Genomic DNA, 25152 nt, shown 5'->3' with positions numbered 1-25152 from the left:
AGTAGTAATTTAGATTTCTAATTATATTTCAATGCAAGAAAAAACGTTAATTGGAAGCGAAGAATGGTGCGCTTTTCCTCAATTAGGTATTCCAGCAATTAAAGCTCGAGTTGATTCTGGTGCTAAAACTTCTGCACTACATGCAATCAATATAAAACCCTATAAAAAAAATGATGAAGAATGGTTAAAATTCGACATCAATCCAATACAAAATAATTCAAAATCTGTCATTCATTGTGACGCTCAATTAGTGGATCAACGAATTGTAAAAAGTTCAAACGGTACCAGAGAAAAACGATATGTAATTCGAACTGAAGTTGAATTGGGCTTACATAAATGGCTTGTAGAAGTTACTTTAACCAATAGAGATTCTATGGGTTATCGTATGCTTTTAGGTCGTGAAGCCATGGTTGGAAGATTGATTGTTGATCCTGAAAAGAAATTCGAATTGGGTCAACCTTCATCTGAAAGCTTAAAAGAATTTTATTATAACGAACCAAGTAAAAAAGGTTTAAAAATTGGACTTTTAGCCAGTAACCCTGAATTATATAGTAACCGTAGAATAATTGAAGCAGGTGAAATGCGCGGTCACGATATGCATTTTCTTAATTTGAAGTATTGTTACATGAAATTAAGTGCTTCTAATCCGGAAATACATTATAGAGGTGGATTAGTTTTAAATGATTTTGATGCGATTATTCCGAGAATTCGTCCAAGCATGACGTATTACGGTTGCGCGCTTACGCGTCAGTTTGAAGCGTTAAAAGTTTTTGCTTTGAATAGCGCAGCTGCGATAACACAATCAAGAGATAAATTATTTTCATTACAATTATTATTAAATCATGGAGTCGACATTCCAACAACTGGATTTGCAAATTCTCCTTTAGATACCGACGATTTAATTAAAATGGTTGGTGGTTCGCCATTAATCGTAAAGTTATTAGAAGGAACTCAGGGAAAAGGTGTCGTTTTAGCGGAAACCAAAAAAGCTGCCGAATCAGTTATTAATGCGTTTAAAAGTTTGAATGCAAACATCTTAGTTCAAGAATTCATTAAAGAAGCCAATGGAAAAGATTTACGTTTATTTGTTGTAGACGGAAAAGTAGTAGCTGCTATGCAACGTGAAGCCGCTCCTGGTGAATTCAGAGCAAATATTCATATGGGTGGAACTGCTTCAGTGGTAAAAGTAACTTCTGAAGAGAAAAAAATTGCCATTAAAGCTGCAAAAGCCATGAATTTAAAAGTGGCCGGAGTGGATATTATTCGATCTAGCAAAGGACCATTATTATTAGAGGTAAATTCATCTCCAGGATTAGAGGGAATTGAAGGCGCTACTCAAAAAGATATTGCGGGAGAAATGATTAAAGCCATCGAGAAAAGTATTAAATAAATAAGCATGACTAATAAATATAAAATTCCATTAGTATTGTTCTTATTAGGAATGATTTTTACAATAATTGGTGCTCTTTTCAAAATAATGCACTGGCCTTATGCAAGTATTCTTTTAATAATTGGTTCTTTTACTGAAGCATTTGCAATTATTATTTTGATTGGACTAATTCTAAAAAAACCTAAATGAATCCGTATATAGACATCGTTATTAGAAGTGTTTGTGTTTACTTTTTTATGGTAATTGCTTTTCGCATTTTTGGAAAAAAGGAATTATCACAATTAAATGCTTTCGACATTGTCTTAATCTTATTAATAAGTAATGCGGTTCAAAATGCTATGGTGGGTAGCAATGTTTCATTGGAAGGTGGAATAATTGCTGCTTTTTCTTTATTTGTGATTAATATCATCTTCAAAAAAGTGGTTAGTAAATCGAAATTCTTAAACAAATTAGTGCAAAGCAAACCAGAGATTTTAATTCACGATGGCAAAATAGAATTCAAAACCTTAGCTCGATTAGGAATCTCTTCTGATGAATTAGATGAAGCGATTAGAGAACATGGTGTTGAAAATTACAAACAAGTAAAATTAGCCATGCTTGAAATAAACGGTAGTATAAGCGTTATTTCTGGAAATGAAAATTTAATACAAACTAAGCACAAAAGAATTCATAAAACATTAAGTGACTTAAATAATTAATCATGAACAAAAACCGACTAGAAGCCTTTAGTGATGGTGTTTTAGCCATTATTATTACCATCATGGTTTTGGAATTTAAAGTTCCATCTGACACTTCATTTCATGCTTTTTTTAAAATGTCGCATAAGTTTCTAAGTTATATTTTAAGTTTTATTTACGTTGCCATTTATTGGAACAATCACCATCACATGATGCATACGGTAAAAAATGTGAATGGTAAAATTTTATGGGCCAATTTACATTTACTTTTTTGGCTTTCCTTAATTCCTTTCGCAACAGCATGGATAGGAGAACATCATTTTGCTAGTTTTCCTATGATGATTTACGGAATTATACTTTTAATGAACGGAATTGCGTTTAATATTTTACAGTATCAAATCATTTGTTCTCATGGTTTAAATTCCGATTTAGCAAAAGCCGTTGGGAAAGATTATAAAGGAAAAATTTCTGTCTTTCTATATATTATTGCAGTATTTTCAACTCAATATTTTGTAGCAATTTCAGGTGCAATTTATATTTTAGTCGCACTACTTTGGCTCGTACCCGACAAAAGAATTGAACGAATTTTTAATGAAAAAGAAAAATAACTCAATGGAAGATCAATTCAAAAAATTATTACTTATAATCATTGCATGTAGTTTTATTGTAGGATTTGGAGCCTTATTTAAAATAATGGAATGGCCTGGTGCTACCCTAATTTTTAACACTGGAGTAGCTTTAGAAATTATTTTTGGCGCCGTAATTATGGTTTATTTATTGAAAAATAAAAACAGATAATGGCTTTGGATTATAAAACATCTTGTGAAAAGTGCAACACCCAATTAAACATGCAATCAAAAGCTTGTATTTGTAGTTATGAATGTACTTTTTGTGAAACTTGTTCAGAAGAAATGAATTTTATTTGTCCGAATTGTAATGGTGAATTAGTTAAAAGACCTAAACGTAAAAAAGAAAATTAATGCATACTATTTTTCACAATTTCGTTGTTAATGTTTCCAAAGATAAATTCTTTGAAGCGGTTTCTACGCCATCTGGATTGAACAATTGGTGGACGTTACAATGCAGCGGAGTTCCGAAATTAAGTGAAGTGTATAATTTGAATTTTACAGATGAATACAATTGGTTTGCCAAAATCTCCAAATTTGAAGAAAAACAAATAATAGAATTTTCAATATTAGAAGCGAAGGAAGAATGGCTTCCTACCCAATTCGGATTCAAATTAATTGAAATTGATTCAAATAAAACTGAAATCGAATTTTATCATACTAAATGGGCAACAGTTTCTAAAGAATTTAAAGTGGCAAGCTTTTGTTGGGCAATGTTGTTAAACCAACTTAAAAACTATTTAGAAAACGGAATAATTACTCCATTTAGCGAAAGAAATTAAAATGAAATACAAATATATAATTGCCTTATTCTTAATTGGAATAGTTTTTTGGTTAATTGGAAACCTAATCAAATTAATGCATTGGCCTTTTAGTGTTGAAGCTAATATACTTTCAATATTATTCATGTTGCTTTCATGCATTATTTTAATTGTGAAAATACTAAAAAACAACAACGACGGCAGTAAACTAAACCTATAAATTATGGAAATAGCATCAAAAATTAGCATCGTAATTGTTGCTTTACTTCACCTCTACTTTTTATGGTTAGAAATGTTTGTTTGGACAACCACTGGAAAAAAAGTATTCAAAACTTTACCAGAACATCTATTTGAACCTACTAAAACATTAGCTGCCAATCAAGGTATATATAACGGATTTTTAGCAGCCGGATTACTTTGGTCATTATTTATTTGTGATGCAATTTGGAGTAAAAACATTGCATTTTTCTTTTTAGGCTGCGTTTTAGTTGCAGCTTTATACGGCTGGTATTCTGTTTCCAAAAGAATCTTTTTTGTACAAGGAATTCCGGCAATTGTAGGTATAGTTTTTACATTTCTTAGATAAAAAAAAGGCAAAAGTTCTATTTAAACTTTTGCCTTTTTACTTTTTACTTGGTTCTTAAATTACGCTTCTACTTGAAAACTTCTTAAAAACTGAATCGATTTTTCAATATCGTAATGTAAAATTCTATCTTCAGAAACTAAAGGAACTTCTTCTCTATATGTTTTTACAAACATTTCGATGAAATCACTTGATTTTAATGGTCTTCTGAATTCAATTGCTTGAGATGCATTAAACAATTCAATTGCCAAAATACGTTCCAAATTCTCCACAATTTTCAACGTTTTTGTCGCAGCATTTGCTCCCATACTTACGTGATCTTCTTGTCCGTTACTCGAAACAATACTATCGATACTTGCTGGCGTAGCTAATTGTTTATTCTGACTAGCAATACTTGCCGCAGTATATTGTGGAATCATAAATCCTGAATTTAAACCCGGATTGCTTACTAAAAATGCAGGCAATTCTCTTAAACCAGAAATTAATTGATACGTTCTTCTTTCAGAAATACTTCCTAATTCAGATAAGGCTATTCCTAAATAATCTAAAGCCATGGCTAAAGGTTGTCCGTGGAAATTTCCTCCTGAAATAATTTCATCTTCACCTACAAAAATATTCGGGTTATCAGTCACCGAATTAATTTCCGTAGTGAATACTTTTTTCACATGATCGATAACATCTTTAGAAGCTCCGTGAACTTGCGGAATACATCTAAATGAATACGGATCTTGAACATGTTTTTTAGGTTGTGCGATAATTTCGCTATCTTCTAACAACTCCATCATGTGTTGAGCTGTTGATAATTGTCCTTTGTGTGGACGAACCAAATGAATTAATTCGTTAAATGGCTCAATTCTACCATCAAAACCTTCTAAAGAAACTGCACCAACTATATTGGCTAATTGAGATAATTTATCAGCTTGAATTAAATTATAAACACCATAAGCACTCATAAATTGAGTTCCATTTAAAAGCGCTAAACCTTCTTTAGATTTTAAAGTAATTGGAGCTAAATTTAATTTTCCTAAAACTTTATGAGCCGGTTGACGGAAACCTTCATAATACACTTCTCCTTCAGCAATTAATGGTAAACATAAATGTGCTAATGGAGATAAATCGCCACTTGCTCCTAATGAACCTTGCGTATAAACAACAGGTAAAATATCATTATTATAAAAATCAATTAAACGTTGTACTGTTTCAATCTGCACACCTGAATGTCCGTAACTTAACGATTGAATTTTTAACAACAACATGATTTTTACAATTTCATGAGGCACTTCTTCGCCCGTTCCACAAGCGTGAGATTTCATTAAATTCTCTTGAAGTTTCGTTAAATTTTCTGTAGATATTTTAATATTGTATAACGAACCAAAACCTGTATTAATTCCGTAAATAGCTTTTTCATTTGAAGCCATTTTCTCGTCTAAATATGTTCTACACTTTTCTATTTTTGAAGTAGCTTCTTCTGAAAGTGCTAGTTTTTTTCCTTCGAAAATAATTTCTCTAACTTTATCAATCGAAAGTAATGATGAATCTATATAATGCATTGTGTTATTATTTTAGGTGACAAAATTCAGTAAACAATTCTTAAAATGCAACTATTATTAGTATTAAAACAGTATTTTGTGATATTCTTATTATTTATGGGTTTTTATGCTTATTTTTTTAAGAATTTTCAATACTTTAGCAACTTTAAATTTTTTAACATCACACAATGAAAAATACAGCATTAACAGCTATTCACGAAAGTTTAGGAGCAAAAATGGTTCCATTTGCAGGTTTCAATATGCCTGTTCAATATGAAGGAGTAAATGTAGAACACGAAACCGTTAGAACTGGTGTTGGTGTTTTTGATGTTTCGCACATGGGTGAATTTTTCTTAAAAGGAGAAAATGCATTAGCGTTAATTCAGAAAGTAACTTCAAATGATGCTTCAAAATTAGTAGATGGAAAAGCACAATATTCTTGCTTACCAAATAATGAAGGTGGAATTGTAGATGATTTAATTGTTTACAAAATTGCTGACAATCATTATATGTTAGTTGTAAACGCTTCAAACATTGAAAAAGATTGGAATTGGATTGCTTCTCACAACGATTTAGGTGTAGAAATGATTAATAATTCTGATGATTATTCATTATTAGCGATTCAAGGACCAAAAGCTGCTGAAGCGATGCAAAGTTTAACAAACATCGATTTAGCCAACATGGGATATTATACGTTCCAAATTGGTGAATTCGCTGGAAAACAAGATGTAATTGTTTCTGCTACAGGATATACTGGTTCAGGCGGTTTTGAAATATATTTCAAAAATGAAGATGCTGTAACTATTTGGGCTAAAGTTTTTGAAGCTGGTGCAGCATTCGGAATCAAACCAATTGGTTTAGCAGCTCGTGATACGTTACGATTAGAAATGGGATTCTGTTTATACGGTAACGATATTAACGATACAACTTCTCCATTAGAAGCAGGTTTAGGATGGATTACAAAATTCGATAAAGAATTTACTAATTCAGCAAACTTAAAAGCTCAAAAAGAAGCTGGTGTTACTAGAAAATTAATCGGATTTGAAATGGTTGATAGAGGAATTCCTCGTCACGATTACGAAATTGCTGATGCAAATGGAAATGTAGTTGGAATTGTTACTTCTGGTACTCAATCGCCATCATTAGGAATTGCAATCGGAATGGGTTATGTACCTACGGAATTGTCTACTCCAGATTCTGAAATTTACATCAGAATTAGAAATAAAGACATTAAAGCAAAAGTGGTTAAAATGCCATTTTTGAAGAAATAATTTATGAAAAAAGCATTTCTATTTTTTATACTTGTTTCTTATTTTAGTTTTGCTCAAGATGCAGAAACTGCATGTAAAACGTTAAATAAAATTAATAATTTATTACAAACGGAGCATTATAAACCAAAAGCAGTAAATGATTCTTTATCAAAAGCTTTATTTTCAGATTTCTTTAATAGAATTGACTCTGACATAGCTTTTTTCACCAAAAAAGAAATTGAAAGCTTAAAAAAACATGAATTAAAAATTGATGATTATATAATTTCCTCTAAATGTGAATTTTTAGAGGAAATTTTTATTTTCTATAAGTCTGGTATTGAACGAAATAAAAAAATAATAGAACAACTCCAACTTGAAAATTACGCATCTGATACTTCAGACACAATATATCTATCAAGAGGAAAAAGAGATTTTTTTAAAGACGAAGCTACTTTAAAGAAAGTTTTAAAAAAGAGAATTGTATTCGACATCTTTCAAGAAATTTCTAAGTTAAGTAAAAATAAAGATTCTTTAATTGCAAAAATTAATAGTTTAAAGACATCTGCAAAGGAAAAAGTTTTTGCCAATCAATTTTGTAAAATTAACAACCTTTTAAATGACTCAAAATTAAAAGAAAAATTTTATGCAGATTTTTACAAAACCTTTTGTGAATATTTCGATCCACATACAAACTATTTTTCAAACATTGAAAAAAATGAATTTACAACAGCATTAAATTCAAATGATAATTCTTTAGGAATTATTATCGAAATAAATGAAGATGATGAATTTTTTGTTCAAAAAATTATTACTGGTACAAGTGCCTATAATGATAAAAAAATTAGTGTTGGAGATCAAATTTTAAATTTCGAAACGAATGAGGAGAAAATTGAAATTAATTGCGGAACAACTGAGAAAATAAATACGATTCTAAACGATAGTAAAGCCTACAATCTTAAAGTAACTTTTAGAAAAAAAGATGGTAGTATTTATACGTCTACTTTAGAAAAAAATAAAATTAAAAACTATCAAAATACTGTTTATAGCTTAATAGTAGAAAATGAATCTAAATATGGATACATTAAAATTCCAAGTTTTTACTATGACGAATTAGGCACGAATCCAGTTAGTAATGATTTATTTAAAGAAATTTTCAAACTAAAAGAAGAAAAAATTAAAGGTCTAATAATCGACCTAGAATTTAATGGCGGTGGAAGCATTGAAGAATGCATAAAAATGGTTGGAATGTTTATTGATTTAGGACCGGTTTCCGTTTTATCTAATAAAAATGAAAAGCCTGTTATACTAAAAGATTTTAATAAAGGTATCGTTTATAACGACCCAATTGTAATTTTAATTAATGGTCTTTCTGCTTCTGCTAGTGAGTTTTTTGCAGGCACTTTAAAAGATTATAACAGAGCTATTTTACTTGGTAATACTACTTTTGGTAAAGGAAGCATGCAATCCATTTTGCCCTTAAATTATCAAAGTGATAACCAAGAATTCATAAAAGTTACCATCGAAAAATTTTATCAAATAACAGGAAAAAGCAATCAAAGTTCTGGTATTCAACCTCATATTGAACTACCGAATTTATTCAACAATCTTCTTCCAAAAGAAAAAGATGAAAAATATGCTTTAAAAAATGATACTATAAATATTAATTTAGATTTCAAAAAATTAAATACTGATTACACTGCAGTTATTCAAAACAGTTTAAATAGAATTAATAGCAATCCTTACTTTACGAATATTAAAAATGTAAATGATAAAGTAGATAGTTTCTTTAAAAGAAAAGAAAAAAGAGTTTTGCTTAAATTTAAAAATGTTTTTGAGGATGTACATTCATTAGATAATTTATATTTAGAAACTGAAAAAATTTTAAAAACCAATTTCAATTTAAAATTTAGTTTAAATACTTTTGATAAAGACGTAATACAATTTGATGAAGATTTAAAAATTGATTTTGAAAATAAAATAAAAGAAGTTTCTACTAATGCTCATATTTTTGAAGCAACAAACATATTAAACGACTTAACTAAAAAATAAAACTATTATGAAAAAACTAACCTTACTAACTTTTCTATTAATTTCAACTTCATTTTTTGCACAAGATTTTAAAACACCGGTTGCATACTTAGAATATATTGCAAAACAAGAAGACAATATTACTAAAGAAACATGGAAATACACTAAAACCATTGCACATTCTAAAAGTGGTAGAAAAATAGATGCAACTAGAAAAAACTTAATTAAAAGTATACAAACTGCTCATAAAAACATCTCCAATTTAAAAAATGGATACAATGGTGATGTAGAATTTAAAAATATTATTGTTGATTATTTAAAAATATCTGAAATCATCATTAGTGAAGAATACGCTAAAATTATCGATTTACAAGAAGTTTCAGAACAATCATATGACTTTATGGAAGCTTACATTAAAATGCAAGATTTAGTAAACGAGCGTATGAATCGTGAACATGAAAAAGTATCTGTTGGACAAAAAAAGTTTGCAGAAAAATACAATATTACATTAACTGAAGGTCAAGAATCAGCAATTGGAAAAAAAATGGCACTTTCAAATGCTGTATTTAATTTTCAAAGTGATTTATATTTAATTTTCTTCAAATGTAACATTACTGATTTACAACTTTCAAAAGCAATTGAAGCTAAAGATTTAGCTGCTATTCAACAAAATTCAAATTCATTAGCTGCATACGCAGATGAAGGATTAGAAAAATTGAAAAACATCAAACCCTACAATAATGATGCATCTTTAATTAATGCAACTAAAAAAAGTTTAGAGGCTTATAAAAAAGTTACTGTAGAACAAATTCCGTCTGTTATTGATTTCTTTATGTTTAACAACAAATTTGAAAATGCAAAACAAAATATTGAAAAGAAAAAAGCTTCAGATAGAACTAAAGAAGAAATTGATAGTTATAATAATTTGATCAAAGAAATAAATACTAAAATCGCAAATTTTAATAAAGTAAATACAAAATTTGATCAAGAGAAATTACAACATGTCAATAGTTGGAATAATACTTCTAGTCAATTTATTTCGAAACACATTCCGAATGACTAAATAATTAATTGAATTTTTTAAAAGATAAAAACTAAGAAATTCATTTTAATTGTTTTAAAAAAAAATTACACTTATTTTTGCAAAAAAATTAACACATTAACTCAATACAGAAATGGGAAGAGCATTTGAATTTAGAAAAGCCCGTAAAATGAAACGTTGGGGCGCTATGGCAAAAACATTTACTAAAATTGGTAAAGATATTGTAATGGCAGTTAAAGAAGGCGGACCAAACCCTGAAACTAACTCACGTTTACGAGCAGTAATACAAAATGCCAAGGCAGCTAACATGCCTAAGGATAATGTAGAAAGAGCCATTAAAAAAGCATCTGATAAAGATACAGCGAATTATAAAGAAGTTTTATTTGAAGGTTATGCACCTCACGGAATTGCAATCTTAATTGAAACAGCTACAGATAATAACAACAGAACAGTTGCAAACATTAGAAGTTATTTCAACAAATGTAACGGAACGTTAGGAACACAAGGTTCAGTAGAATTCATGTTTGACCATACTTGTAACTTTAGAATTCCTTCTGAAGGTCAGGATGTAGAAGAATTAGAATTAGAAATGATTGATTTTGGTGTAGAAGAAATTTTCGCTGATGAAGATGGAATCGTAATGTATGCGCCATTTGAAAGTTTTGGAGCTATTCAAAAAGAATTAGAAAACAGAGGAATTGAAGTTTTATCTTCTGGATTTGAAAGAATTCCACAAGTAACTAAAGAACTTTCTGGAGATCAAGTTGCTGATGTAGAAAAATTATTAGAAAAAATTGAGGAAGACGACGATGTAATGAACGTTTTCCACACGATGGTTGAAGCTTAAACCTAGTATTCAGTCATCAGTTTTTAGTATACAGTTTAAATGCAGAAATCGCAAGATTTCTGCATTTTTTCTTCCAACTTCCAACTCCTAACTTCCAGCTAAAATGAACATCAAACTTATAGCAATTGGCAAAACCGACAATAAAAATCTACAAGCTTTAATTGATGAATACACAAAGCGTTTAGGATTTTATGTAAAATTTGAATTGGAAGTAATTCCAGACATCAAAAACGTAAAAAACTTATCGGAAAGCGAGCAAAAAGTAAAAGAAGGTCAACTTATCTTATCCAAACTTGCTGCAACCGATCAATTAATTTTATTGGACGAAAACGGCAAAGAATTTAGCAGTGTAGGTTTCTCTGATTTTTTACAAAAGAAAATGAATTCAGGAATTAAAACTTTGGCTTTTGTAATTGGCGGACCGTATGGTTTTTCGGAAGAAGTCTATCAAAAAACACAAGGAAAAGTATCGTTATCGCAAATGACATTTTCGCATCAAATGGTTCGATTATTTGTGATAGAACAAATTTATCGAGGATTCACGATATTAAATAACGAACCGTATCATCATAATTAATTAGTCGATTGGGCAATTTGTCGATGTTCCAATTAATAAAAAAATTATAATTCTACATTTTTAAGAAAATCGAACTTATTTTTCAAAATTTCAAACTGAACTTCATTTTCTTCTTGAATTAATTTTTCTTCGAAATGCTTTAATAAATGCTTAACACTTAAATCTTTATTTCCTTTTTTATCATACAAAAAAGACAATAAATAGTTTACTGAAATACTTCTTTGAACATGACTATATTCAAACGGAGGATTTTCAAAATCAAAATTCAAAGCAGCAATATTTTCATCTAATGTTTTCGTTTTCTTAAACCAATCATCTAAATAAGATAAATTATTTTCTAATACTAATTTGATGCTTTTTCTAAGTTTTTCTTCATTTACCGTACTAATTTTATCAATATTAATCGGACTTTCAGTTTCATAACTTTTTTGCCAACCCTTAAATCTTTTATAATACATTACTTTCGTTGATTTATCCGTTTTACTATAACTCAACTTGTTTTTGTTATTAAAAATAGGCACGAAATTATAACAATTTCCATACGAAAACGAACCTCCAAAATATCTAAACACATTATATTCAATTACATGTTTAATTCCATCTTCATTAAAATCACTATACCACAAATATTTACCATTCCAATTTGTAAGTCCAATTTCTGCAAATTTTGGAGTTATTAATTCATTAAAAATCTCAAGTCTTTTTTCCAATAAAACCTCATTGAGATTACTTAAATCATCATAAATCTCATTTAATGCTTTTTTACGCTCAAAGACTTCTTTAATTTTTTTAAAAATATTCATACTAAAACAGATTTAATCAATTGACAATTTTCAATGTGCCAATTAATCACTATTACTCCAAGTCAAAACACCTTTCAAAGGAAAATTGAAATTATCTAATAAATCGTATTTTTCATCATTGGAAACATTTACATAAATCCAAGATTCATGTGATTCAGTTAATTTATCAAAATCAATTTTAATGAAATCAGATAATTTATATTTTTCAAGAATCTTATTTATATTTTCAACATCAATTTCTTGTAAAGAATCACTTGCATAAGTTGAAAAATATTCCATTAATTCAATTTCTGGACTAATTAATTCATTTGACATACTACATTCATTAGCAATTGGCAGATAAATTCCTTCAATTGCTGATTGATTACAAGCTATTCCGCCAGTTTGATTTAAAATTTCCACACCAGATGGAAAAGAAATTATTAATCCTAAACCAACTGCATCATATATTTTTATAGTAGGTTTTAACATAAAATCTATAAAATTGACTAATTGTTAATTGAAAATTGGCTAATTAGTTTAACGCATTCCACTGCTTCTGCAACATCATGAACACGTAAAATTTTCGCCCCATTTTGCAAGCAAAACGCGTGTAAAAAAGTAGTTCCGTTTAAAGCGTTTTCAGGATTCGTATCTAATGTTTTATAAATCATTGATTTTCTAGAAATTCCTACTAAAATGGGTAAATCATGAAAGTGTAATAATTGCATTTTTTGTAGCAATTCGAAATTATGTTCTAAAGTTTTTGCAAATCCAAAACCAGGATCAATAATAATATCATTCAATCCAAAACTTCTGGCTTTCGCAATTCGTTCCGAAAAATAAAAATTCATTTCTTTTAACAAATCATCATAATTAGCCAAACTTTGCATGGTTTGTGGCGTTCCTTTCATATGCATCATAATATAAGGAACCTGCAATTTCGCAACCGTTTCTAACATTCTCTCATCTAACAAACCTGCTGAAATATCATTAATAATCGCAGCTCCATTTTGAATTGCTTGTTTAGCCACTTCACTTCGAAAGGCATCTATTGAAATTAATATATCTGGAAATTTATCCACCAATAATTTCACTATAGGCACAATTCTATTCAACTCTTCTTCTTCCGAAACAAAATCGGCTCCTGGTCGACTCGAATAACCGCCTAAATCAATAAACGTAGCACCTTCATGCAGCATTTTCTCAACTTGAGCAATAATTTTATCAGGATTGTAAAGTTTTCCACCATCAAAAAAAGAATCTGGAGTTACATTCACAATTCCCATCACTTTTGGTGTTGATAAATCGATAAGCGTTCCTTTGCAGTTTATTGTTGACATATAATTTTTTAGTTATATTTGAACTTTTAAATCTAAATTTCTATACTAGATACAATATTTTAAATCGTCACTTCGAGTGTTCCGATTTCTAATCGGAATGTATCGAGAAGCAGATTTAAAAATCATTCGAACTGACGAAATTTAAATATAATACAAATATAAAATAATAATGAGCAATACCTCACAAGAATACGACAAAGTAATAGCAGTTTGCAGAGAATTATTTACTAAAAAAGCTCACGATTACGGTACAGCTTGGCGTGTTTTACGATTACCATCTTTAACCGATCAAATATTCATAAAAGCACAAAGAATCAGAAGTTTACAAGAAAATGAGGTTCGAAAAGTTGATGAAGATGAAACTTCAGAATTTATTGGTATCATCAATTATTGTGCGATGGCTTTAATTCAAATGGATAAAGGAATTGCTACGCAACCAGATATGCCAGCGGATGAAGCAATAAAATTATACAATGAAAAAATTGCCATCACTAAGCAATTAATGGAAGATAAAAATCACGATTATGGTGAAGCTTGGCGCGATATGCGAGTAAGTTCGTTAACAGATTTAATCATTCAGAAGATTTTACGTGTAAAACAAATTGAAGACAACAAAGGAAAAACCTTAGTTTCAGAAGGAATTGATGCCAATTACCAAGACATGATTAACTATTCGGTTTTTGCCTTAATTCATATGGGTAAATTTTAATAACAAGTCATTAACACTAACTTTCAAAAAGCCTGTTTATATTTGTTACAATCATTAAACAACACATGAATACAAAAAATATATCTTGGACCATTAGAATTGTAGTTGCTTTACTTTTTATTGTTTCGGCTATAGCCAAAATATCAAAAGGTTGGATTGCAGATTTTCCTTTCATCGATTTCTCACCTTATTTTGCGATTTCAACTTTTGAAATCAAACAATTAATCACATTAGGATTTTCAGAAGCAATTGCTCCTTATTTTTCAAGAATATTAATCGGAATTGAATTCGCACTTGGATTTTTATTATTGAATAACAATTATTTGAAAAAAATTACAATTCCAGCAACGATAAGTTTATTAGTTATTTTCATCATGCATTTGAGTTATGTAACCATTTCAACTGGTGGAAATACAGGTAATTGTGGCTGTTTTGGCGAATTAATTCCAATGACACCTATCGAAGCGATTATCAAAAACATCATCGCTGTTGGATTATTAGTATGGCTTTGGAAAATCATTGAAAACGATAAAAAATCAAACTTTTGGATTTTAACCACTGTTACTTTAGGATGTATTTTAGGATTATTCATGATTGCACCAATGAAAGCTGCGACTACAACAAGTTCAGCTGAAACTACTATTGAAGGTGCATTAATAGATACCATTCCGCATTTTCAAGATACAATTAAAATTACAGAAACAACTGTTAAAGATTCTGCAAAAGTTATAATTGAAAATGCTGTTTCAGAAATTAAAAAAGTAGCTGGTCCGAAACAAGCCGTTTCTGGTTATGCTGAATATTATGCCGACATCGATAAAGGTCAAAAAATATTATGTTTCTTCGTTCCTGGTTGCGAACATTGTCGTGAAGCCGCAAAAGATTTAGTAGCTTTACAAAAGAAACATAAAGATTTCCCATCTGTACAAATTGTATTTATGGATGAAGAAGCAGAAAAAATTCCAGATTTCTTAAAGTATGCTGGTAAACAATTCCCATATAAAGTAATAGATGTAATTCCTTTTTGGACAAAATTAGGAACAGGAAAAGACACACCTGGAATAATTTATTTACATAATGGAAATGTTATCAAATTTTTTGATGGAATTGCAGAAAATGCATTTAACAGCAAAGCAATGGAAAAAGTAGTTTATAAGTAATTTTAGATTTACGATTTACTAATAAATTTAAACGACAAACAATAAACAACAAACGATAAACATTAATATAATAATCATGAAAAAAATACTAGTACTTGTGGCAATAGCAGCATCTGTAGCAATTGGACTTAGCTTAACTAAAGCAGAAGGACAAAATGAATTTTCTAAAGAAAGTTTAACAACGAAATTAACAGCAACTGATAAATCTGAAATCTCTTTTGAGAAAATCTTAAAACAACATAAAGGAAAAACTGTTGTAATTGAAGTTTGGGCTTCTTGGTGTTCAGATTGTGTAAAAAGTATGCCTCAAGTAAAAGAATTAAAAGCTAAATATCCAGATGTTGCTTTTGTAAACTTATCTTGTGATAAAACATTTGACGCTTGGCAAAGTGGAATTGAAAAACATGCTGTTTCAGGTGACAATTATTTAATTACTGATGGAATGAAAGGTGCTTTTGGAAAATCAATTCAATTAGATTGGATTCCACGTTTTATCGTAGTGGACAAAAAAGGTAAAATTGCATTATTTAGAGCAATTGAAAAAGATTTCGATAAAATTACTGAAACTATAGAAAAGAATAAATAATAAACAATTGTAATGTCAGTTTTAAATGTTAATGTGATTTCACATTATTTTAAAATTGACATTATTTTTTTGAACTAGAATTATGAGAAAAAATATCGTTGCAGGTAACTGGAAAATGAATAAAACATTACCTCAAGCCATTGAATTAATTAACGAGATTAAAAATAACAAACCTAATAATAATGCTGAAATTATTTTAGCAACTCCTTTTCCTTTTTTAGCAAAAGCTGTGGAATTAGTTGCAGGAAGCGATATTAAAATTGCTGCTCAAAACATGCATCAAGCAGAAGGTGGCGCTTTTACAGGTGAGGTTTCTGCTACCATGTTAACAAGTATTGGAGTAAATACAGTAATTTTAGGTCATAGTGAAAGAAGAGCCTATTTTCATGAAAATGATGCTTTATTAGCTAATAAAGTGGATACAGCTTTAGCTCACGACATGACTGTTATTTTTTGCTTTGGCGAAGAATTAAAAGACAGACAAAACGATAATCATTTCAATGTGGTGGAATATCAATTACGTGATGGATTGTTTCATATTTCTAAAGAAAACTGGAAGAATATTGTTTTAGCCTACGAACCTGTTTGGGCAATTGGAACTGGTGAAACAGCTTCTCCAGAACAAGCTCAAGAGATGCATTTATTTGTTAGAAATTTAGTGGATAAAGTTTACGGAAGCGAAATCGCTGAAAACGTTTCTATTTTATATGGAGGAAGTGTAAAACCAGACAACGCGAAAGAAATTTTTTCAAAACCAGATGTTGATGGCGGATTAATTGGTGGCGCTGCTTTAAACGCTAACGATTTCTTTGGAATTATTTCTGGAATATAATATTTAGTATTCAGTCTCAGTTTTCAGTCATCAATGTAACTGAAAACTGAGACTGAGACTGACAACTGAAGACTCAAAAAATGGAATACATCTTAATCCCAATTGTCGCATTGCTTGCTTCTGCCCTAACCTTTTTCTCAGGGTTCGGATTAGGAACTTTGTTATTACCTGCTTTTGCTTTATTTTTTCCTGTAGATGTGGCGATAGCTTTAACGGCGATTGTGCATTTTTCAAACAATGCTTTTAAATTTGTTTTAGTTAAGAAACACATCAATTGGAAAATTGCGTTACAATTCGGAATTCCAGCTTTACTTTTTTCTTTTTTAGGAGCTTTTCTTTTAGATAAGATTACGCATGCCAATATTCTTTCAGAATATACTTTAAACGGGAAAGTTTTTCAAATTACTTTAATGAAAATAATTGTTGCCTTATTACTAATTTTCTTTGCGCTGTTTGAATTGATTCCGAAACTTAAAAACTTACAATTTCCAGAAAAACACTTGCCTCTTGGCGGAATGTTGAGTGGATTTTTTGGCGGACTTTCCGGACATCAAGGTGCGTTGAGAAGTGCTTTTTTAACGAAAGTTGGCTTATCTAAAGAAGCGTTTATTGCGACTGGTGTGATTATCGCTTGTATGATTGATATTAGTCGAATGTCGGTGTATTTTGCTAACATTTCAAAAGTGAAAGACGCTTTAAACTTGAACTTAATTATTGTGGCAACACTTTCAGCTTTTATTGGCGTGTATTTCGGAAACAAATTGGTCAAAAAAATAACCATTGATACCATTCAGAAAATCGTGGCATTTATGATTATTGTTTTTGCAATTGCGTTAGGTTTTGGGATTGTTTAACACATTTACTTTTTACTTTTTACTTTTTACTTTTTACTTTTTACTTCTCTTCACATAATTATGCAAATAATCACCTTTAGGCTTTCCTAAATCGAAAGAACTAAATTTTACTATAGTACGAGTTGCTAAACGAGCTTCATCATTCGTCCAATTTTCATATTCAATTCTATAGATTGCAGAATACATTTGTGCACGACCTACACCATGAAAACAATGAATTAAAACCGGATAATTAGCCGGATTATCCATTACTTTGAAAAAAGCATCCAAATTGTGTTGTTGTGGTACTTGATCCGATCCAATATTAAAATGATTCAAACCTTTAATTTTAGCAACAGCTTCTTTTTCTGCTTTTAATTCTGATGGAATTTCAGGATTATTTACATCGTCACCTGTTCCAGGATAACGCAAATCGATAATGCTTTTTATTTTATATTTCGCTACATAATCAGCAATTTCATCTGGTGGAATTACGCCACTTTTGAATACTTTCCCTTCTGTAATCGTCTCAAAATTATGATTCATTTTGTAATCATAAATGTAACTTTTTCCCCAAACAATTGCAGCAATAGTAATAACTAGAAGTAGTATTCTAAATATTTTTTTATTTTTTTGAAACATATTAGTCATATAAGTTATGTTTTTCTTTTTAAATAAAGTTGTAAGAGACAATATAAAAGTGAATTTAAGTATTAAACTTTTTATTTTACCGCAAAGAAACGCAAAGATTTCGCAAAGTTCGCAAAACACTTTTATCTTTTGCCTTTTTACTTGGCTCTTTTTTATTTGATTTCTTTATTTAGCAGTTAGCTTTTTATCAATAATTCTATTAAAATAATCTTGAATGAATCCTTTACATGCCATTTCCATTTTATTCATTTCAGCATTTCGCTTAGCAATTAAATTCTTCGTTAACTTTTTATCATTGATATCATAAAATCCAATTGCATTTTTACCATCAAATACACATAAATAGTTCCCTTTCTGATAATAATACAAACCTGTGTTATGATTCATAACAAAAGGTTCAATATCGTTTGGTCGGTTTAACAAACTTCTTCCCCAACTTCTAAACGGTTTATCATAACCAATTAAATCCATAACCGTTGGAAAAATATCAATATGTTGTGCTAACTGATTACTTTCACCAACTAAATTGCTATTCGGTTTGTAAATTAAAATTGGAACCGCTAAACGATTCACCATTTTATCATAATACTCTTCCATATAATTTACCTGATTACAATGATCGGCAGTAATGATAAAAATCGTATTTTGAAACCAAGTTTCTTTTTTAGCCGATTCGAAAAATTTCTTAAAAGCCAAATCAGTATACGCTACCGGCTGATGCATTGGAATATCTCCTTTTGGTAATTTATTTTTATACTTTTCTGGAACCACATACGGTTCATGAGATGAAACCGTAAAAATAGTACTGAAAAACGGCGCCTTCTTTTTACTAATTGTTTTGTTCATAAACTGCATAAAAGGTTCGTCCCAAATTCCCCAAGAACCATCAAAATCTTTATCATTTCCGTATTCTGTCATTCCATAATAATGATCGAAACCTAAGATATTTCCATAACCTAAAAATCCCATTGAACCATTTGGCGCACCATGGAAAAACGAAGTATCATAACCTTTGCTTTTCAAACAAGAAACCATCGATTCGATTTTCTGTTTTGCATATGGTGATGAAGTAAACGCATCTTTAAATGAAGGAATTCCGGAAATAATTGACGACATCCCATGAATTGACTTATATCCATTCGCATAAGCATTTGTATAAATCATACTATGATTAGCCAATGAATCTAAAAATGGCGTATAACTTTTATAATTTTTAATATTTGAATGTTTGTTGAAAGCACCTAAATATTCACGACCCATACTTTCCGTGATAATCAATACAATATTTGGCGTTGATGGATCGTTTGATTTATAAAACTTAATAGGTTTAAAATTTTCTTCAATTACATTTTGAGGAACATTAAAATCAGCTTTTTTAAACGATTGAACACCTAAAGTTCTTAAGAATGTAAAAGGAGAATTCAAAACTAAATCGGCATGTTGCGTTTTAGTCACGTGTCTGTTAGCATCAACTAAATTAATAGGTCGTGTACTTTTTTTGAAATCACCGCGAATTCCTCCAATACATAGCGTAGCAACAATCAAAATTCCTAATAGAGATCTAAGCATGTATTTCACTTTAGAATCAGGATTCAAATTTTGTTTTACTTTCATTTTTCCATAAAGAAAAATCCATAAAAAAGCCACAACTATATACAATAAGAACACATGCCAATAGGTAATCATGAAACGGAACAACATTCCTCCTTTAGATTCTTCATGTTTTAAAACATCCCAAGCAGCAAGCGTTAAACGAGAAAAATTATATTTATAGTAAATAAAATCAACAAAGTTGAAAGAGTAAAAAATTAAATTCGGAATAAAATAAACGTAAAATAATACTTTTTGATATTTCGGTTTCGTATTGATGAAAAACGGAAAAATAGATAGTAAAATAAACAAACCGTTGATATAAATAATTGCCGTCGTATCAAAAGCTAAACCATGATATGATAGCGATAAAAATTGAGAAATAGAATCTACTTCTACAGTATCGCTATTATAAAAATAAAATAAAACCCTAGCCAGGAAATAAAAGATATATACTAGAAAAATTCTGTATAACAGAACTTTATATTCATCCAATCTAAAAATAGATTTCATATTTTAAAAATTAAGTTCTGCAAAATTAATAATATTAGAAGTTTAAAGGTTAAAAAATTTATAAATATGTATTTTTTTTATACATTGCAGTATTAATTTATTTTTATGACAAATATTACAAGACTATTTGATTTCCCTTATTATCAATTAGAAAAATATAATTTACCAGATGCTTTAGTTACAAAATATGGTAATGAATGGGTTAAAACTTCTACTCAAGAATATATAAATAAAGCAAATGCATTATCTCGTGCATTAATTAGATTAGGAATTCAAAAAAACGATAAAATTGCCATTATTTCTTCAAACAATAGAACGGAATGGCATATTTCAGATATTGGTTGTTTACAAACTGGAGCACAAACGGTGCCTATTTATCCAACAATTGCACCAGAAGATTATGAATATATTTTAAATCACTCTGAATCTAAAATATGTTTCGTTTCGGATATTGAAGTGTACAACAAATTAATGTCTGTAAAAAGTCGAATTCCATTATTAGTAGATGTGTATTCTTTTAATGAAATTGATGGTTGCAAAAAATGGAGTGATTTGTTAGAATTAGGTGCTGATGCTTCTAATCAAGATGTAGTTGAAGAAAGAAAAAACAATGTTCTTCCAACAGAATTAGCAACTATTATTTATACTTCTGGAACTACAGGCAGACCAAAAGGTGTAATGCTTTCACATAATAATATTGTATCTGATGTATTAAGTTCAGACAATAGAATGCCTTTACGAAAAGGTAGTACTCGTGCATTAAGCTTCTTACCTATTTGTCATATTTTCGAAAGAATGCTTACTTACGTTTATCAATACGGCGGAATTTCAATTTATTTTGCGGAAAGTATTGAAAAAATTTCTGATAATTTAAAAGAAGTGCATCCCCATGTTATGTCGGTTGTACCTAGACTTTTAGAAAAAGTATACGATAAAATTTATGCTAAAGGTGCTGATTTAACAGGTATTAAAAAGAAATTATTCTTCTGGGCTTTAGATTTAGGTATGGAATTTAAACCTTATAATGAAAACGGAGCTTTCTATAATTTCAAATTAGGAATTGCGAGAAAATTAATTTTCTCAAAATGGCAAGAAGGATTAGGCGGCGAATTAGAACTATTAGTTTCTGGAAGTGCTGCTTTACAAACGCGTTTAACAAAAGTCTTTACTGCGGCTGGAATTCCAGTTATGGAAGGTTACGGTTTAACTGAAACATCTCCAGTTATTTCTGTAAACGATATGAGAAACAGAGGTTTCAAAATTGGAACTGTTGGAAAAGTAATCGATAATGTAGAAGTTAAAATTGCAGAAGACGGAGAAATTCTTTGTAAAGGTCCGAATGTAATGATGGGTTACTACAAAGATGAAGCACAAACTAATGAAGTAATTAAAGATGGTTATTTCCACACTGGAGATATTGGTGAAATTGATTCTGAAGGATTCTTAAAAATTACAGATCGTAAAAAAGAAATGTTCAAAACATCAGGTGGAAAATATGTTGCCCCTCAAGTGTTAGAAAATACTTTTAAACAATCTCGATTTATTGAACAAATTATGGTAATTGGAGATGGTGAAAAAATGCCAGCTGCGTTTATTCAACCAGCTTTCGATTTCGTAAAAGAATGGGCAAGCAGACATAAAATTGAAATAGGAATAACAAACGAAGAAATTTGCAGTAATCCGAAAGTCATTGCTCGTTTCCAAGAAGACATTGACGAAGCTAATAAGAAATTTGGAAATTGGGAACAAGTAAAACGTTTCGAATTAACTCCAGATATTTGGTCTATTGACGCTGGTCATTTAACACCAACTATGAAATTGAAACGTAAAATTATCAAAGAAAAATACCAAACTCTTTACGATAAAATTTATAGAGAATAAAAATCTAAAAATGAAAAAAATACTATTCATTTCGTTAATCTTCGCTTTCTTTTCTTGTAAAAAGAGCGAAGATTTTTCGTTAAAAAACTACCATACTTTCGAAAATAAAGATGATCAATATACTGGTGGTATTAAAATGATTCCTATTAAAACTCCAAAAGGTACTTTTAAAGTTTGGACCAAAAGAATTGGAAATAATCCGAAAATAAAAGTCTTGCTTTTACACGGCGGACCAGGATTAACACATGAACTTTACGAATCTTTTGAAGGTTATCTACCTAAAGAAGGAATAGAATTTATTTACTACGATCAATTAGGTTCATATTATTCTGATCAACCAAAAGACAAATCACTATGGACTAACGAACGATTTGTAGAAGAAGTTGAACAAGTACGAATTGCCTTAGGTTTAAACAAAGACAATTTTTACATTTTAGGGCAATCTTGGGGTGGAATTTTAGCTATGGATTATGCTTTAAAATATCAGAAAAATTTAAAGGGTTTGATTATTTCAAACATGGTTTCAAGCATTCCGTTGTATAACAAATATGCACAAGAAGTATTGGGTCCGCAAATGAAAAAAGAAGTATATGCTGAAATCATGCAATTAGAAAAAAACAATGATTTTTCGAATCCACGTTATACCGAATTACTTTTTGAACATTATTATACGGCTCATATTTTACGCAAACCTCAAAAGGATTGGCCTGAATCGATTACTAGATGTTTCAAACACATCAATCCTGAAGTATATATTTCGATGCAAGGCTATAGTGAATTCGGAATTACAGGTGATGCCTACATCAAAAATTGGGATGTTTCGAAAAGATTAAAAGAATTAATTGTTCCAACATTAACTATTGGTGCAAAATACGACACCATGGATCCAGAACACATGAAATGGATGGCAACACAAGTTCAAAATGGAAGATTTTTGTATTGTAAAAACGGTAGTCACTTATCGCAATACGACGATCAAGAAACTTATTTTACTGGATTGATTCAATTTTTGAAAGATGTGGATGAAAAGAAGATATAATAAAAGAAAAAACCAATATTGAATATTGGGTTTTCTTTTTGTTTTAATTAATGATCTTCATCTGAACCAACAACTTTTAAATCGACTGGGTTGGCAGGTTGAAACAATAACTTATTATTGTAATATAAATTATATCCTTTTTTAATTTTAAATACAAAATTTTGATATTTGAAATTTTCGTTTTCATCTTCTCTTTTAAAAATGATTGATTCTTTAGAATCAGGTAAGAAAATTTCGGCTTCTAAACTATCTTCATCAATAAAGAAATAGGCATTTTTTCCTTTCCCTAAAGAATCTTTTTCTATAGAAGTTAATCGATATCCTTCATCAAAAACACGTACACATTTTTTAGTCATATTCGACCATTTGTAACCCGCTTTTAAATCGCAACCATTTTTATTTTCATCATCGTTAACTTGATTTTTAACAATTGAATCTAACACAAATTCATCATCAGCTGTTGCTGGACTTTTCAAAATATAGTCGCAAGATACTAAAGCGATTAAAATAAAAATGTAACTTAATTTTTTCATATTATTCGAATGTATGTTGATAAACTAATGATTCAATAGTTTCAAAATCTGTAGGCTTATCTTCATTATGAAAATACTTAATTAAAACTTCACCCCAAATTTTACCATCAGAAAAATTAGCAATTAACCATCTGTGATTTAATATTTTTACGTTATTGATAATGAATGGATTTTCACCAACCTGCTCATATGAAATATATTTATTCCCTTTTTTGTCACTATTATGAGCAATCAAATCATCATATACTTTTGCTTTTATTTTTTTAATATCTTGAGGATAAAAATATTCTTGAGCGTCTTGACTATTATCTAACGAAAACATGTCATTTTCAATCAATTTTGCAATTGAATCTTGAGCAACTTTAACTTGTTTTTTACTAATTGTAGATACTTCTTCACTTCTTTTTAATATTCTTGAGGAATTAACCATTTGAAAAATATTAATCAAGATTGAAAATACAAATGCGTACAGTAATAAATTCTTTTTCATTGTTATTCTATTTCTATTTCTAAATTATCGAAGGCTAAAAACACATTATTTGGCAATTGTTTTTGTACTTCATCATGAAAACCCATGATGTGACTTATATGCGTTAAATAGGCTTTTTTTGGTTGCACCAAATTTATGAAATTTAATGCTTCTTCAATATTAAAATGTGTATTATGCGGTTCAAATCGTAAGGCATTGATAACCAAAACCTCAACATTCTTCAATTTATCTAATTCAGAATCTTCAATTGTTTTTACATCTGTTAAATAAACGAAATCTTTAATTCGATAACCAAAAACTTGTAAATTTCCATGCATAGCATTAATCGGAATAATAGTTTGATTCTTAACCGAAAAACTTTCATTTTCTTTCACTTCATGAGTTACAACTGAAGGTGCTCCAGGATATTTATTTTCCTTTTCAAAAATATAATCGAATCGTCTGGCTAAATTTTTTAAAACTCTATCATGTGCATAAATAGGAATATCTCCTTGTGCAAAATAAAACGGTCTAATATCATCTAAACCAGCAGTATGATCGGCATGTTCATGCGTAAAAAGTAAAGCATCCAATCGAACACATTTACTCGTTAACATTTGTTGTCTAAAATCGGGACCACAATCTATCACAATTGAAAAATCAGCATCATGTATCCAAACCGAAACACGCAGTCTTTTATCTTTTAAATTATCACTTAAACACACTGAATGATGACTCCCAATTACAGGAATTCCTTGTGATGTACCAGTGCCTAAAAAGTAAACTTTCATGTGATAAAAATAATAAAACTATTGGTAATTTTTACGCTTAAATTTCAGTAAAAATACTCGATTTAAACTCAAACGTTAAAGATTACATTCGAATCTGAATATTTTTTTACAAAAATAACAATTTACTCTT

General features: G+C 29.5%; 29 protein-coding genes. 20 read left to right on the top strand and 9 right to left on the bottom strand.

The window, feature by feature from the left end; genetic code table 11:
- Positions 1–31: 31 nt before the first annotated feature.
- The 8 genes from rimK (at position 32) to BMY86_RS00935 (ending at position 4040) form a co-directional block, all read left to right on the top strand.
- On the top strand, positions 32–1390 hold the full coding sequence (gene rimK, locus BMY86_RS00970) for a 30S ribosomal protein S6--L-glutamate ligase (RefSeq protein ID WP_091463922.1): 1359 nt from the start codon (positions 32–34) through the stop codon (positions 1388–1390).
- A 6-nt stretch (positions 1391–1396) separates the two neighbouring features.
- Positions 1397–1579, top strand: a complete 183-nt coding sequence (locus BMY86_RS00965) for a GldL-related protein (RefSeq protein ID WP_091463919.1) — start codon at positions 1397–1399, stop codon at positions 1577–1579.
- Entirely contained in the window at positions 1576–2088 is a 513-nt protein-coding gene (locus BMY86_RS00960; RefSeq protein WP_091463917.1) for a DUF421 domain-containing protein, read from the top strand. Before BMY86_RS00965 ends, BMY86_RS00960 begins: the two co-directional genes overlap by 4 nt.
- 2 nt (positions 2089–2090) lie before the next feature.
- On the top strand, positions 2091–2675 hold the full coding sequence (locus BMY86_RS00955; protein ID WP_091463914.1) for a TMEM175 family protein: 585 nt from the start codon (positions 2091–2093) through the stop codon (positions 2673–2675).
- Positions 2659–2865 carry a hypothetical protein gene (locus BMY86_RS00950; protein WP_091463912.1) on the top strand — a complete coding sequence of 69 codons (207 nt, stop codon included), beginning with the start codon at positions 2659–2661 and terminating at the stop codon, positions 2863–2865. Before BMY86_RS00955 ends, BMY86_RS00950 begins: the two co-directional genes overlap by 17 nt.
- On the top strand, positions 2865–3047 hold the full coding sequence (locus BMY86_RS00945; RefSeq protein WP_091463909.1) for a DUF1272 domain-containing protein: 183 nt from the start codon (positions 2865–2867) through the stop codon (positions 3045–3047). Before BMY86_RS00950 ends, BMY86_RS00945 begins: the two co-directional genes overlap by 1 nt.
- The gene (locus BMY86_RS00940; protein WP_091463906.1) at positions 3047–3475 is read left to right on the top strand and encodes an SRPBCC domain-containing protein; all 429 of its coding nucleotides are present in this window, start codon (positions 3047–3049) and stop codon (positions 3473–3475) included. Before BMY86_RS00945 ends, BMY86_RS00940 begins: the two co-directional genes overlap by 1 nt.
- Before the next feature lie 202 nt (positions 3476–3677).
- Positions 3678–4040, top strand: coding sequence for a DUF1304 domain-containing protein (locus tag BMY86_RS00935; protein WP_177177101.1), 363 nt, complete (start codon positions 3678–3680; stop codon positions 4038–4040).
- Positions 4041–4099: 59 nt separating this feature from the next.
- Here BMY86_RS00935 and hutH read toward each other — a convergent pair whose 3' ends face one another.
- Complete coding sequence (hutH, locus tag BMY86_RS00930) at positions 4100–5587, bottom strand: histidine ammonia-lyase (RefSeq protein WP_091463898.1); 1488 nt, start codon at positions 5585–5587, stop codon at positions 4100–4102.
- 167 nt (positions 5588–5754) lie between these two features.
- Between hutH and gcvT the strand changes: the two genes are divergently transcribed.
- From gcvT to rlmH, 5 genes are all read left to right on the top strand, one after another.
- Positions 5755–6837, top strand: coding sequence for a glycine cleavage system aminomethyltransferase GcvT (gene gcvT / locus BMY86_RS00925; RefSeq protein WP_091463895.1), 1083 nt, complete (start codon positions 5755–5757; stop codon positions 6835–6837).
- Positions 6838–6840: 3 nt separating this feature from the next.
- Complete coding sequence (locus BMY86_RS00920) at positions 6841–8865, top strand: carboxy terminal-processing peptidase (RefSeq protein WP_091463892.1); 2025 nt, start codon at positions 6841–6843, stop codon at positions 8863–8865.
- Between the two features lie 7 nt (positions 8866–8872).
- On the top strand, positions 8873–9907 hold the full coding sequence (locus BMY86_RS00915) for an LIC11966 family surface protein (RefSeq protein WP_091463885.1): 1035 nt from the start codon (positions 8873–8875) through the stop codon (positions 9905–9907).
- Between the two features lie 112 nt (positions 9908–10019).
- Positions 10020–10733 carry a YebC/PmpR family DNA-binding transcriptional regulator gene (locus BMY86_RS00910; protein ID WP_091463882.1) on the top strand — a complete coding sequence of 238 codons (714 nt, stop codon included), beginning with the start codon at positions 10020–10022 and terminating at the stop codon, positions 10731–10733.
- Positions 10734–10836: 103 nt separating this feature from the next.
- Positions 10837–11310 (top strand): 23S rRNA (pseudouridine(1915)-N(3))-methyltransferase RlmH, encoded by a 474-nt coding sequence (gene rlmH, locus BMY86_RS00905; protein ID WP_091463880.1) that lies wholly within the window; start codon positions 10837–10839, stop codon positions 11308–11310.
- Between the two features lie 44 nt (positions 11311–11354).
- On the opposite strand, the gene BMY86_RS00900 is transcribed toward rlmH, so the two are convergent.
- The 3 genes from BMY86_RS00900 to folP are packed head-to-tail and all read right to left on the bottom strand — an operon-like array spanning position 11355 to position 13435.
- The gene (locus BMY86_RS00900) at positions 11355–12113 is read right to left on the bottom strand and encodes a hypothetical protein (protein ID WP_091463878.1); all 759 of its coding nucleotides are present in this window, start codon (positions 12111–12113) and stop codon (positions 11355–11357) included.
- Between the two features lie 42 nt (positions 12114–12155).
- Positions 12156–12584 carry a DUF6210 family protein gene (locus BMY86_RS00895; RefSeq protein ID WP_091463873.1) on the bottom strand — a complete coding sequence of 143 codons (429 nt, stop codon included), beginning with the start codon at positions 12582–12584 and terminating at the stop codon, positions 12156–12158.
- A gap of 17 nt (positions 12585–12601) precedes the next feature.
- Entirely contained in the window at positions 12602–13435 is an 834-nt protein-coding gene (gene folP, locus BMY86_RS00890; protein ID WP_091463871.1) for a dihydropteroate synthase, read from the bottom strand.
- Between the two features lie 169 nt (positions 13436–13604).
- On the opposite strand from folP, the gene BMY86_RS00885 reads away from it, so the two are divergent.
- The 5 genes from BMY86_RS00885 (at position 13605) to BMY86_RS00865 (ending at position 17576) form a co-directional block, all read left to right on the top strand.
- Positions 13605–14144 carry a DUF1599 domain-containing protein gene (locus BMY86_RS00885; protein ID WP_091463868.1) on the top strand — a complete coding sequence of 180 codons (540 nt, stop codon included), beginning with the start codon at positions 13605–13607 and terminating at the stop codon, positions 14142–14144.
- A gap of 65 nt (positions 14145–14209) precedes the next feature.
- On the top strand, positions 14210–15304 hold the full coding sequence (locus BMY86_RS00880; protein ID WP_091463866.1) for a TlpA family protein disulfide reductase: 1095 nt from the start codon (positions 14210–14212) through the stop codon (positions 15302–15304).
- A 76-nt stretch (positions 15305–15380) separates the two neighbouring features.
- On the top strand, positions 15381–15890 hold the full coding sequence (locus BMY86_RS00875) for a TlpA family protein disulfide reductase (RefSeq protein ID WP_091463863.1): 510 nt from the start codon (positions 15381–15383) through the stop codon (positions 15888–15890).
- Positions 15891–15972: 82 nt separating this feature from the next.
- Positions 15973–16722: a triose-phosphate isomerase gene (gene tpiA / locus BMY86_RS00870; RefSeq protein ID WP_091463860.1), complete on the top strand. Its 750-nt coding sequence runs from the start codon at positions 15973–15975 to the stop codon at positions 16720–16722.
- An 80-nt stretch (positions 16723–16802) separates the two neighbouring features.
- Positions 16803–17576, top strand: coding sequence for a sulfite exporter TauE/SafE family protein (locus tag BMY86_RS00865; protein ID WP_091463856.1), 774 nt, complete (start codon positions 16803–16805; stop codon positions 17574–17576).
- A 33-nt stretch (positions 17577–17609) separates the two neighbouring features.
- Here BMY86_RS00865 and BMY86_RS00860 read toward each other — a convergent pair whose 3' ends face one another.
- Both BMY86_RS00860 and BMY86_RS00855 read right to left on the bottom strand, forming a co-directional pair.
- Entirely contained in the window at positions 17610–18206 is a 597-nt protein-coding gene (locus tag BMY86_RS00860; RefSeq protein WP_245745579.1) for a dual specificity protein phosphatase family protein, read from the bottom strand.
- A gap of 165 nt (positions 18207–18371) precedes the next feature.
- The gene (locus BMY86_RS00855; RefSeq protein ID WP_091463853.1) at positions 18372–20309 is read right to left on the bottom strand and encodes an LTA synthase family protein; all 1938 of its coding nucleotides are present in this window, start codon (positions 20307–20309) and stop codon (positions 18372–18374) included.
- A gap of 105 nt (positions 20310–20414) precedes the next feature.
- Between BMY86_RS00855 and BMY86_RS00850 the strand changes: the two genes are divergently transcribed.
- Together BMY86_RS00850 and BMY86_RS00845 are read left to right on the top strand one after the other, a co-directional pair.
- Entirely contained in the window at positions 20415–22190 is a 1776-nt protein-coding gene (locus BMY86_RS00850; protein WP_091463850.1) for an AMP-dependent synthetase/ligase, read from the top strand.
- Between the two features lie 10 nt (positions 22191–22200).
- Positions 22201–23229, top strand: coding sequence for a proline iminopeptidase-family hydrolase (locus tag BMY86_RS00845; RefSeq protein ID WP_091463849.1), 1029 nt, complete (start codon positions 22201–22203; stop codon positions 23227–23229).
- A 47-nt stretch (positions 23230–23276) separates the two neighbouring features.
- Here the strand turns inward: BMY86_RS00845 and BMY86_RS00840 are convergent, their stop codons facing one another.
- Genes BMY86_RS00840 through BMY86_RS00830 form a run of 3 tightly spaced genes read right to left on the bottom strand, consistent with a single transcriptional unit; the run spans position 23277 to position 25022 of the window.
- Positions 23277–23762 (bottom strand): hypothetical protein, encoded by a 486-nt coding sequence (locus tag BMY86_RS00840; RefSeq protein WP_091463846.1) that lies wholly within the window; start codon positions 23760–23762, stop codon positions 23277–23279.
- A 1-nt stretch (position 23763) separates the two neighbouring features.
- Positions 23764–24252 (bottom strand): hypothetical protein, encoded by a 489-nt coding sequence (locus BMY86_RS00835; protein WP_091463843.1) that lies wholly within the window; start codon positions 24250–24252, stop codon positions 23764–23766.
- Between the two features lie 2 nt (positions 24253–24254).
- The gene (locus BMY86_RS00830; RefSeq protein WP_091463841.1) at positions 24255–25022 is read right to left on the bottom strand and encodes an MBL fold metallo-hydrolase; all 768 of its coding nucleotides are present in this window, start codon (positions 25020–25022) and stop codon (positions 24255–24257) included.
- Between the last annotated feature and the right edge of the window lie 130 nt (positions 25023–25152).

The sequence above is a fragment of the Flavobacterium urocaniciphilum genome (assembly GCF_900110615.1).
GTDB lineage: Bacteria > Bacteroidota > Bacteroidia > Flavobacteriales > Flavobacteriaceae > Flavobacterium > Flavobacterium urocaniciphilum.
Note: the sequence above shows the minus strand (reverse complement) of the source record. Positions and strands in the feature narration are given on the sequence as shown.

Excerpts from the sequence above, each read along its gene's own strand:
- rimK (WP_091463922.1), top strand. The coding sequence starts at position 32 with ATGCAAGAAAAAACGTTAATTGGAAGCGAAGAATGGTGCGCTTTTCCT.
- BMY86_RS00965 (WP_091463919.1), top strand. The coding sequence starts at position 1,397 with ATGACTAATAAATATAAAATTCCATTAGTATTGTTCTTATTAGGAATG.
- BMY86_RS00960 (WP_091463917.1), top strand. The coding sequence starts at position 1,576 with ATGAATCCGTATATAGACATCGTTATTAGAAGTGTTTGTGTTTACTTT.
- BMY86_RS00955 (WP_091463914.1), top strand. The coding sequence starts at position 2,091 with ATGAACAAAAACCGACTAGAAGCCTTTAGTGATGGTGTTTTAGCCATT.
- BMY86_RS00950 (WP_091463912.1), top strand. The coding sequence starts at position 2,659 with ATGAAAAAGAAAAATAACTCAATGGAAGATCAATTCAAAAAATTATTA.
- BMY86_RS00945 (WP_091463909.1), top strand. The coding sequence starts at position 2,865 with ATGGCTTTGGATTATAAAACATCTTGTGAAAAGTGCAACACCCAATTA.
- BMY86_RS00940 (WP_091463906.1), top strand. The coding sequence starts at position 3,047 with ATGCATACTATTTTTCACAATTTCGTTGTTAATGTTTCCAAAGATAAA.
- BMY86_RS00935 (WP_177177101.1), top strand. The coding sequence starts at position 3,678 with ATGGAAATAGCATCAAAAATTAGCATCGTAATTGTTGCTTTACTTCAC.
- hutH (WP_091463898.1), bottom strand. The coding sequence starts at position 5,587 with ATGCATTATATAGATTCATCATTACTTTCGATTGATAAAGTTAGAGAA.
- gcvT (WP_091463895.1), top strand. The coding sequence starts at position 5,755 with ATGAAAAATACAGCATTAACAGCTATTCACGAAAGTTTAGGAGCAAAA.
- BMY86_RS00920 (WP_091463892.1), top strand. The coding sequence starts at position 6,841 with ATGAAAAAAGCATTTCTATTTTTTATACTTGTTTCTTATTTTAGTTTT.
- BMY86_RS00915 (WP_091463885.1), top strand. The coding sequence starts at position 8,873 with ATGAAAAAACTAACCTTACTAACTTTTCTATTAATTTCAACTTCATTT.
- BMY86_RS00910 (WP_091463882.1), top strand. The coding sequence starts at position 10,020 with ATGGGAAGAGCATTTGAATTTAGAAAAGCCCGTAAAATGAAACGTTGG.
- rlmH (WP_091463880.1), top strand. The coding sequence starts at position 10,837 with ATGAACATCAAACTTATAGCAATTGGCAAAACCGACAATAAAAATCTA.
- BMY86_RS00900 (WP_091463878.1), bottom strand. The coding sequence starts at position 12,113 with ATGAATATTTTTAAAAAAATTAAAGAAGTCTTTGAGCGTAAAAAAGCA.
- BMY86_RS00895 (WP_091463873.1), bottom strand. The coding sequence starts at position 12,584 with ATGTTAAAACCTACTATAAAAATATATGATGCAGTTGGTTTAGGATTA.
- folP (WP_091463871.1), bottom strand. The coding sequence starts at position 13,435 with ATGTCAACAATAAACTGCAAAGGAACGCTTATCGATTTATCAACACCA.
- BMY86_RS00885 (WP_091463868.1), top strand. The coding sequence starts at position 13,605 with ATGAGCAATACCTCACAAGAATACGACAAAGTAATAGCAGTTTGCAGA.
- BMY86_RS00880 (WP_091463866.1), top strand. The coding sequence starts at position 14,210 with ATGAATACAAAAAATATATCTTGGACCATTAGAATTGTAGTTGCTTTA.
- BMY86_RS00875 (WP_091463863.1), top strand. The coding sequence starts at position 15,381 with ATGAAAAAAATACTAGTACTTGTGGCAATAGCAGCATCTGTAGCAATT.
- tpiA (WP_091463860.1), top strand. The coding sequence starts at position 15,973 with ATGAGAAAAAATATCGTTGCAGGTAACTGGAAAATGAATAAAACATTA.
- BMY86_RS00865 (WP_091463856.1), top strand. The coding sequence starts at position 16,803 with ATGGAATACATCTTAATCCCAATTGTCGCATTGCTTGCTTCTGCCCTA.
- BMY86_RS00860 (WP_245745579.1), bottom strand. The coding sequence starts at position 18,206 with ATGACTAATATGTTTCAAAAAAATAAAAAAATATTTAGAATACTACTT.
- BMY86_RS00855 (WP_091463853.1), bottom strand. The coding sequence starts at position 20,309 with ATGAAATCTATTTTTAGATTGGATGAATATAAAGTTCTGTTATACAGA.
- BMY86_RS00850 (WP_091463850.1), top strand. The coding sequence starts at position 20,415 with ATGACAAATATTACAAGACTATTTGATTTCCCTTATTATCAATTAGAA.
- BMY86_RS00845 (WP_091463849.1), top strand. The coding sequence starts at position 22,201 with ATGAAAAAAATACTATTCATTTCGTTAATCTTCGCTTTCTTTTCTTGT.
- BMY86_RS00840 (WP_091463846.1), bottom strand. The coding sequence starts at position 23,762 with ATGAAAAAATTAAGTTACATTTTTATTTTAATCGCTTTAGTATCTTGC.
- BMY86_RS00835 (WP_091463843.1), bottom strand. The coding sequence starts at position 24,252 with ATGAAAAAGAATTTATTACTGTACGCATTTGTATTTTCAATCTTGATT.
- BMY86_RS00830 (WP_091463841.1), bottom strand. The coding sequence starts at position 25,022 with ATGAAAGTTTACTTTTTAGGCACTGGTACATCACAAGGAATTCCTGTA.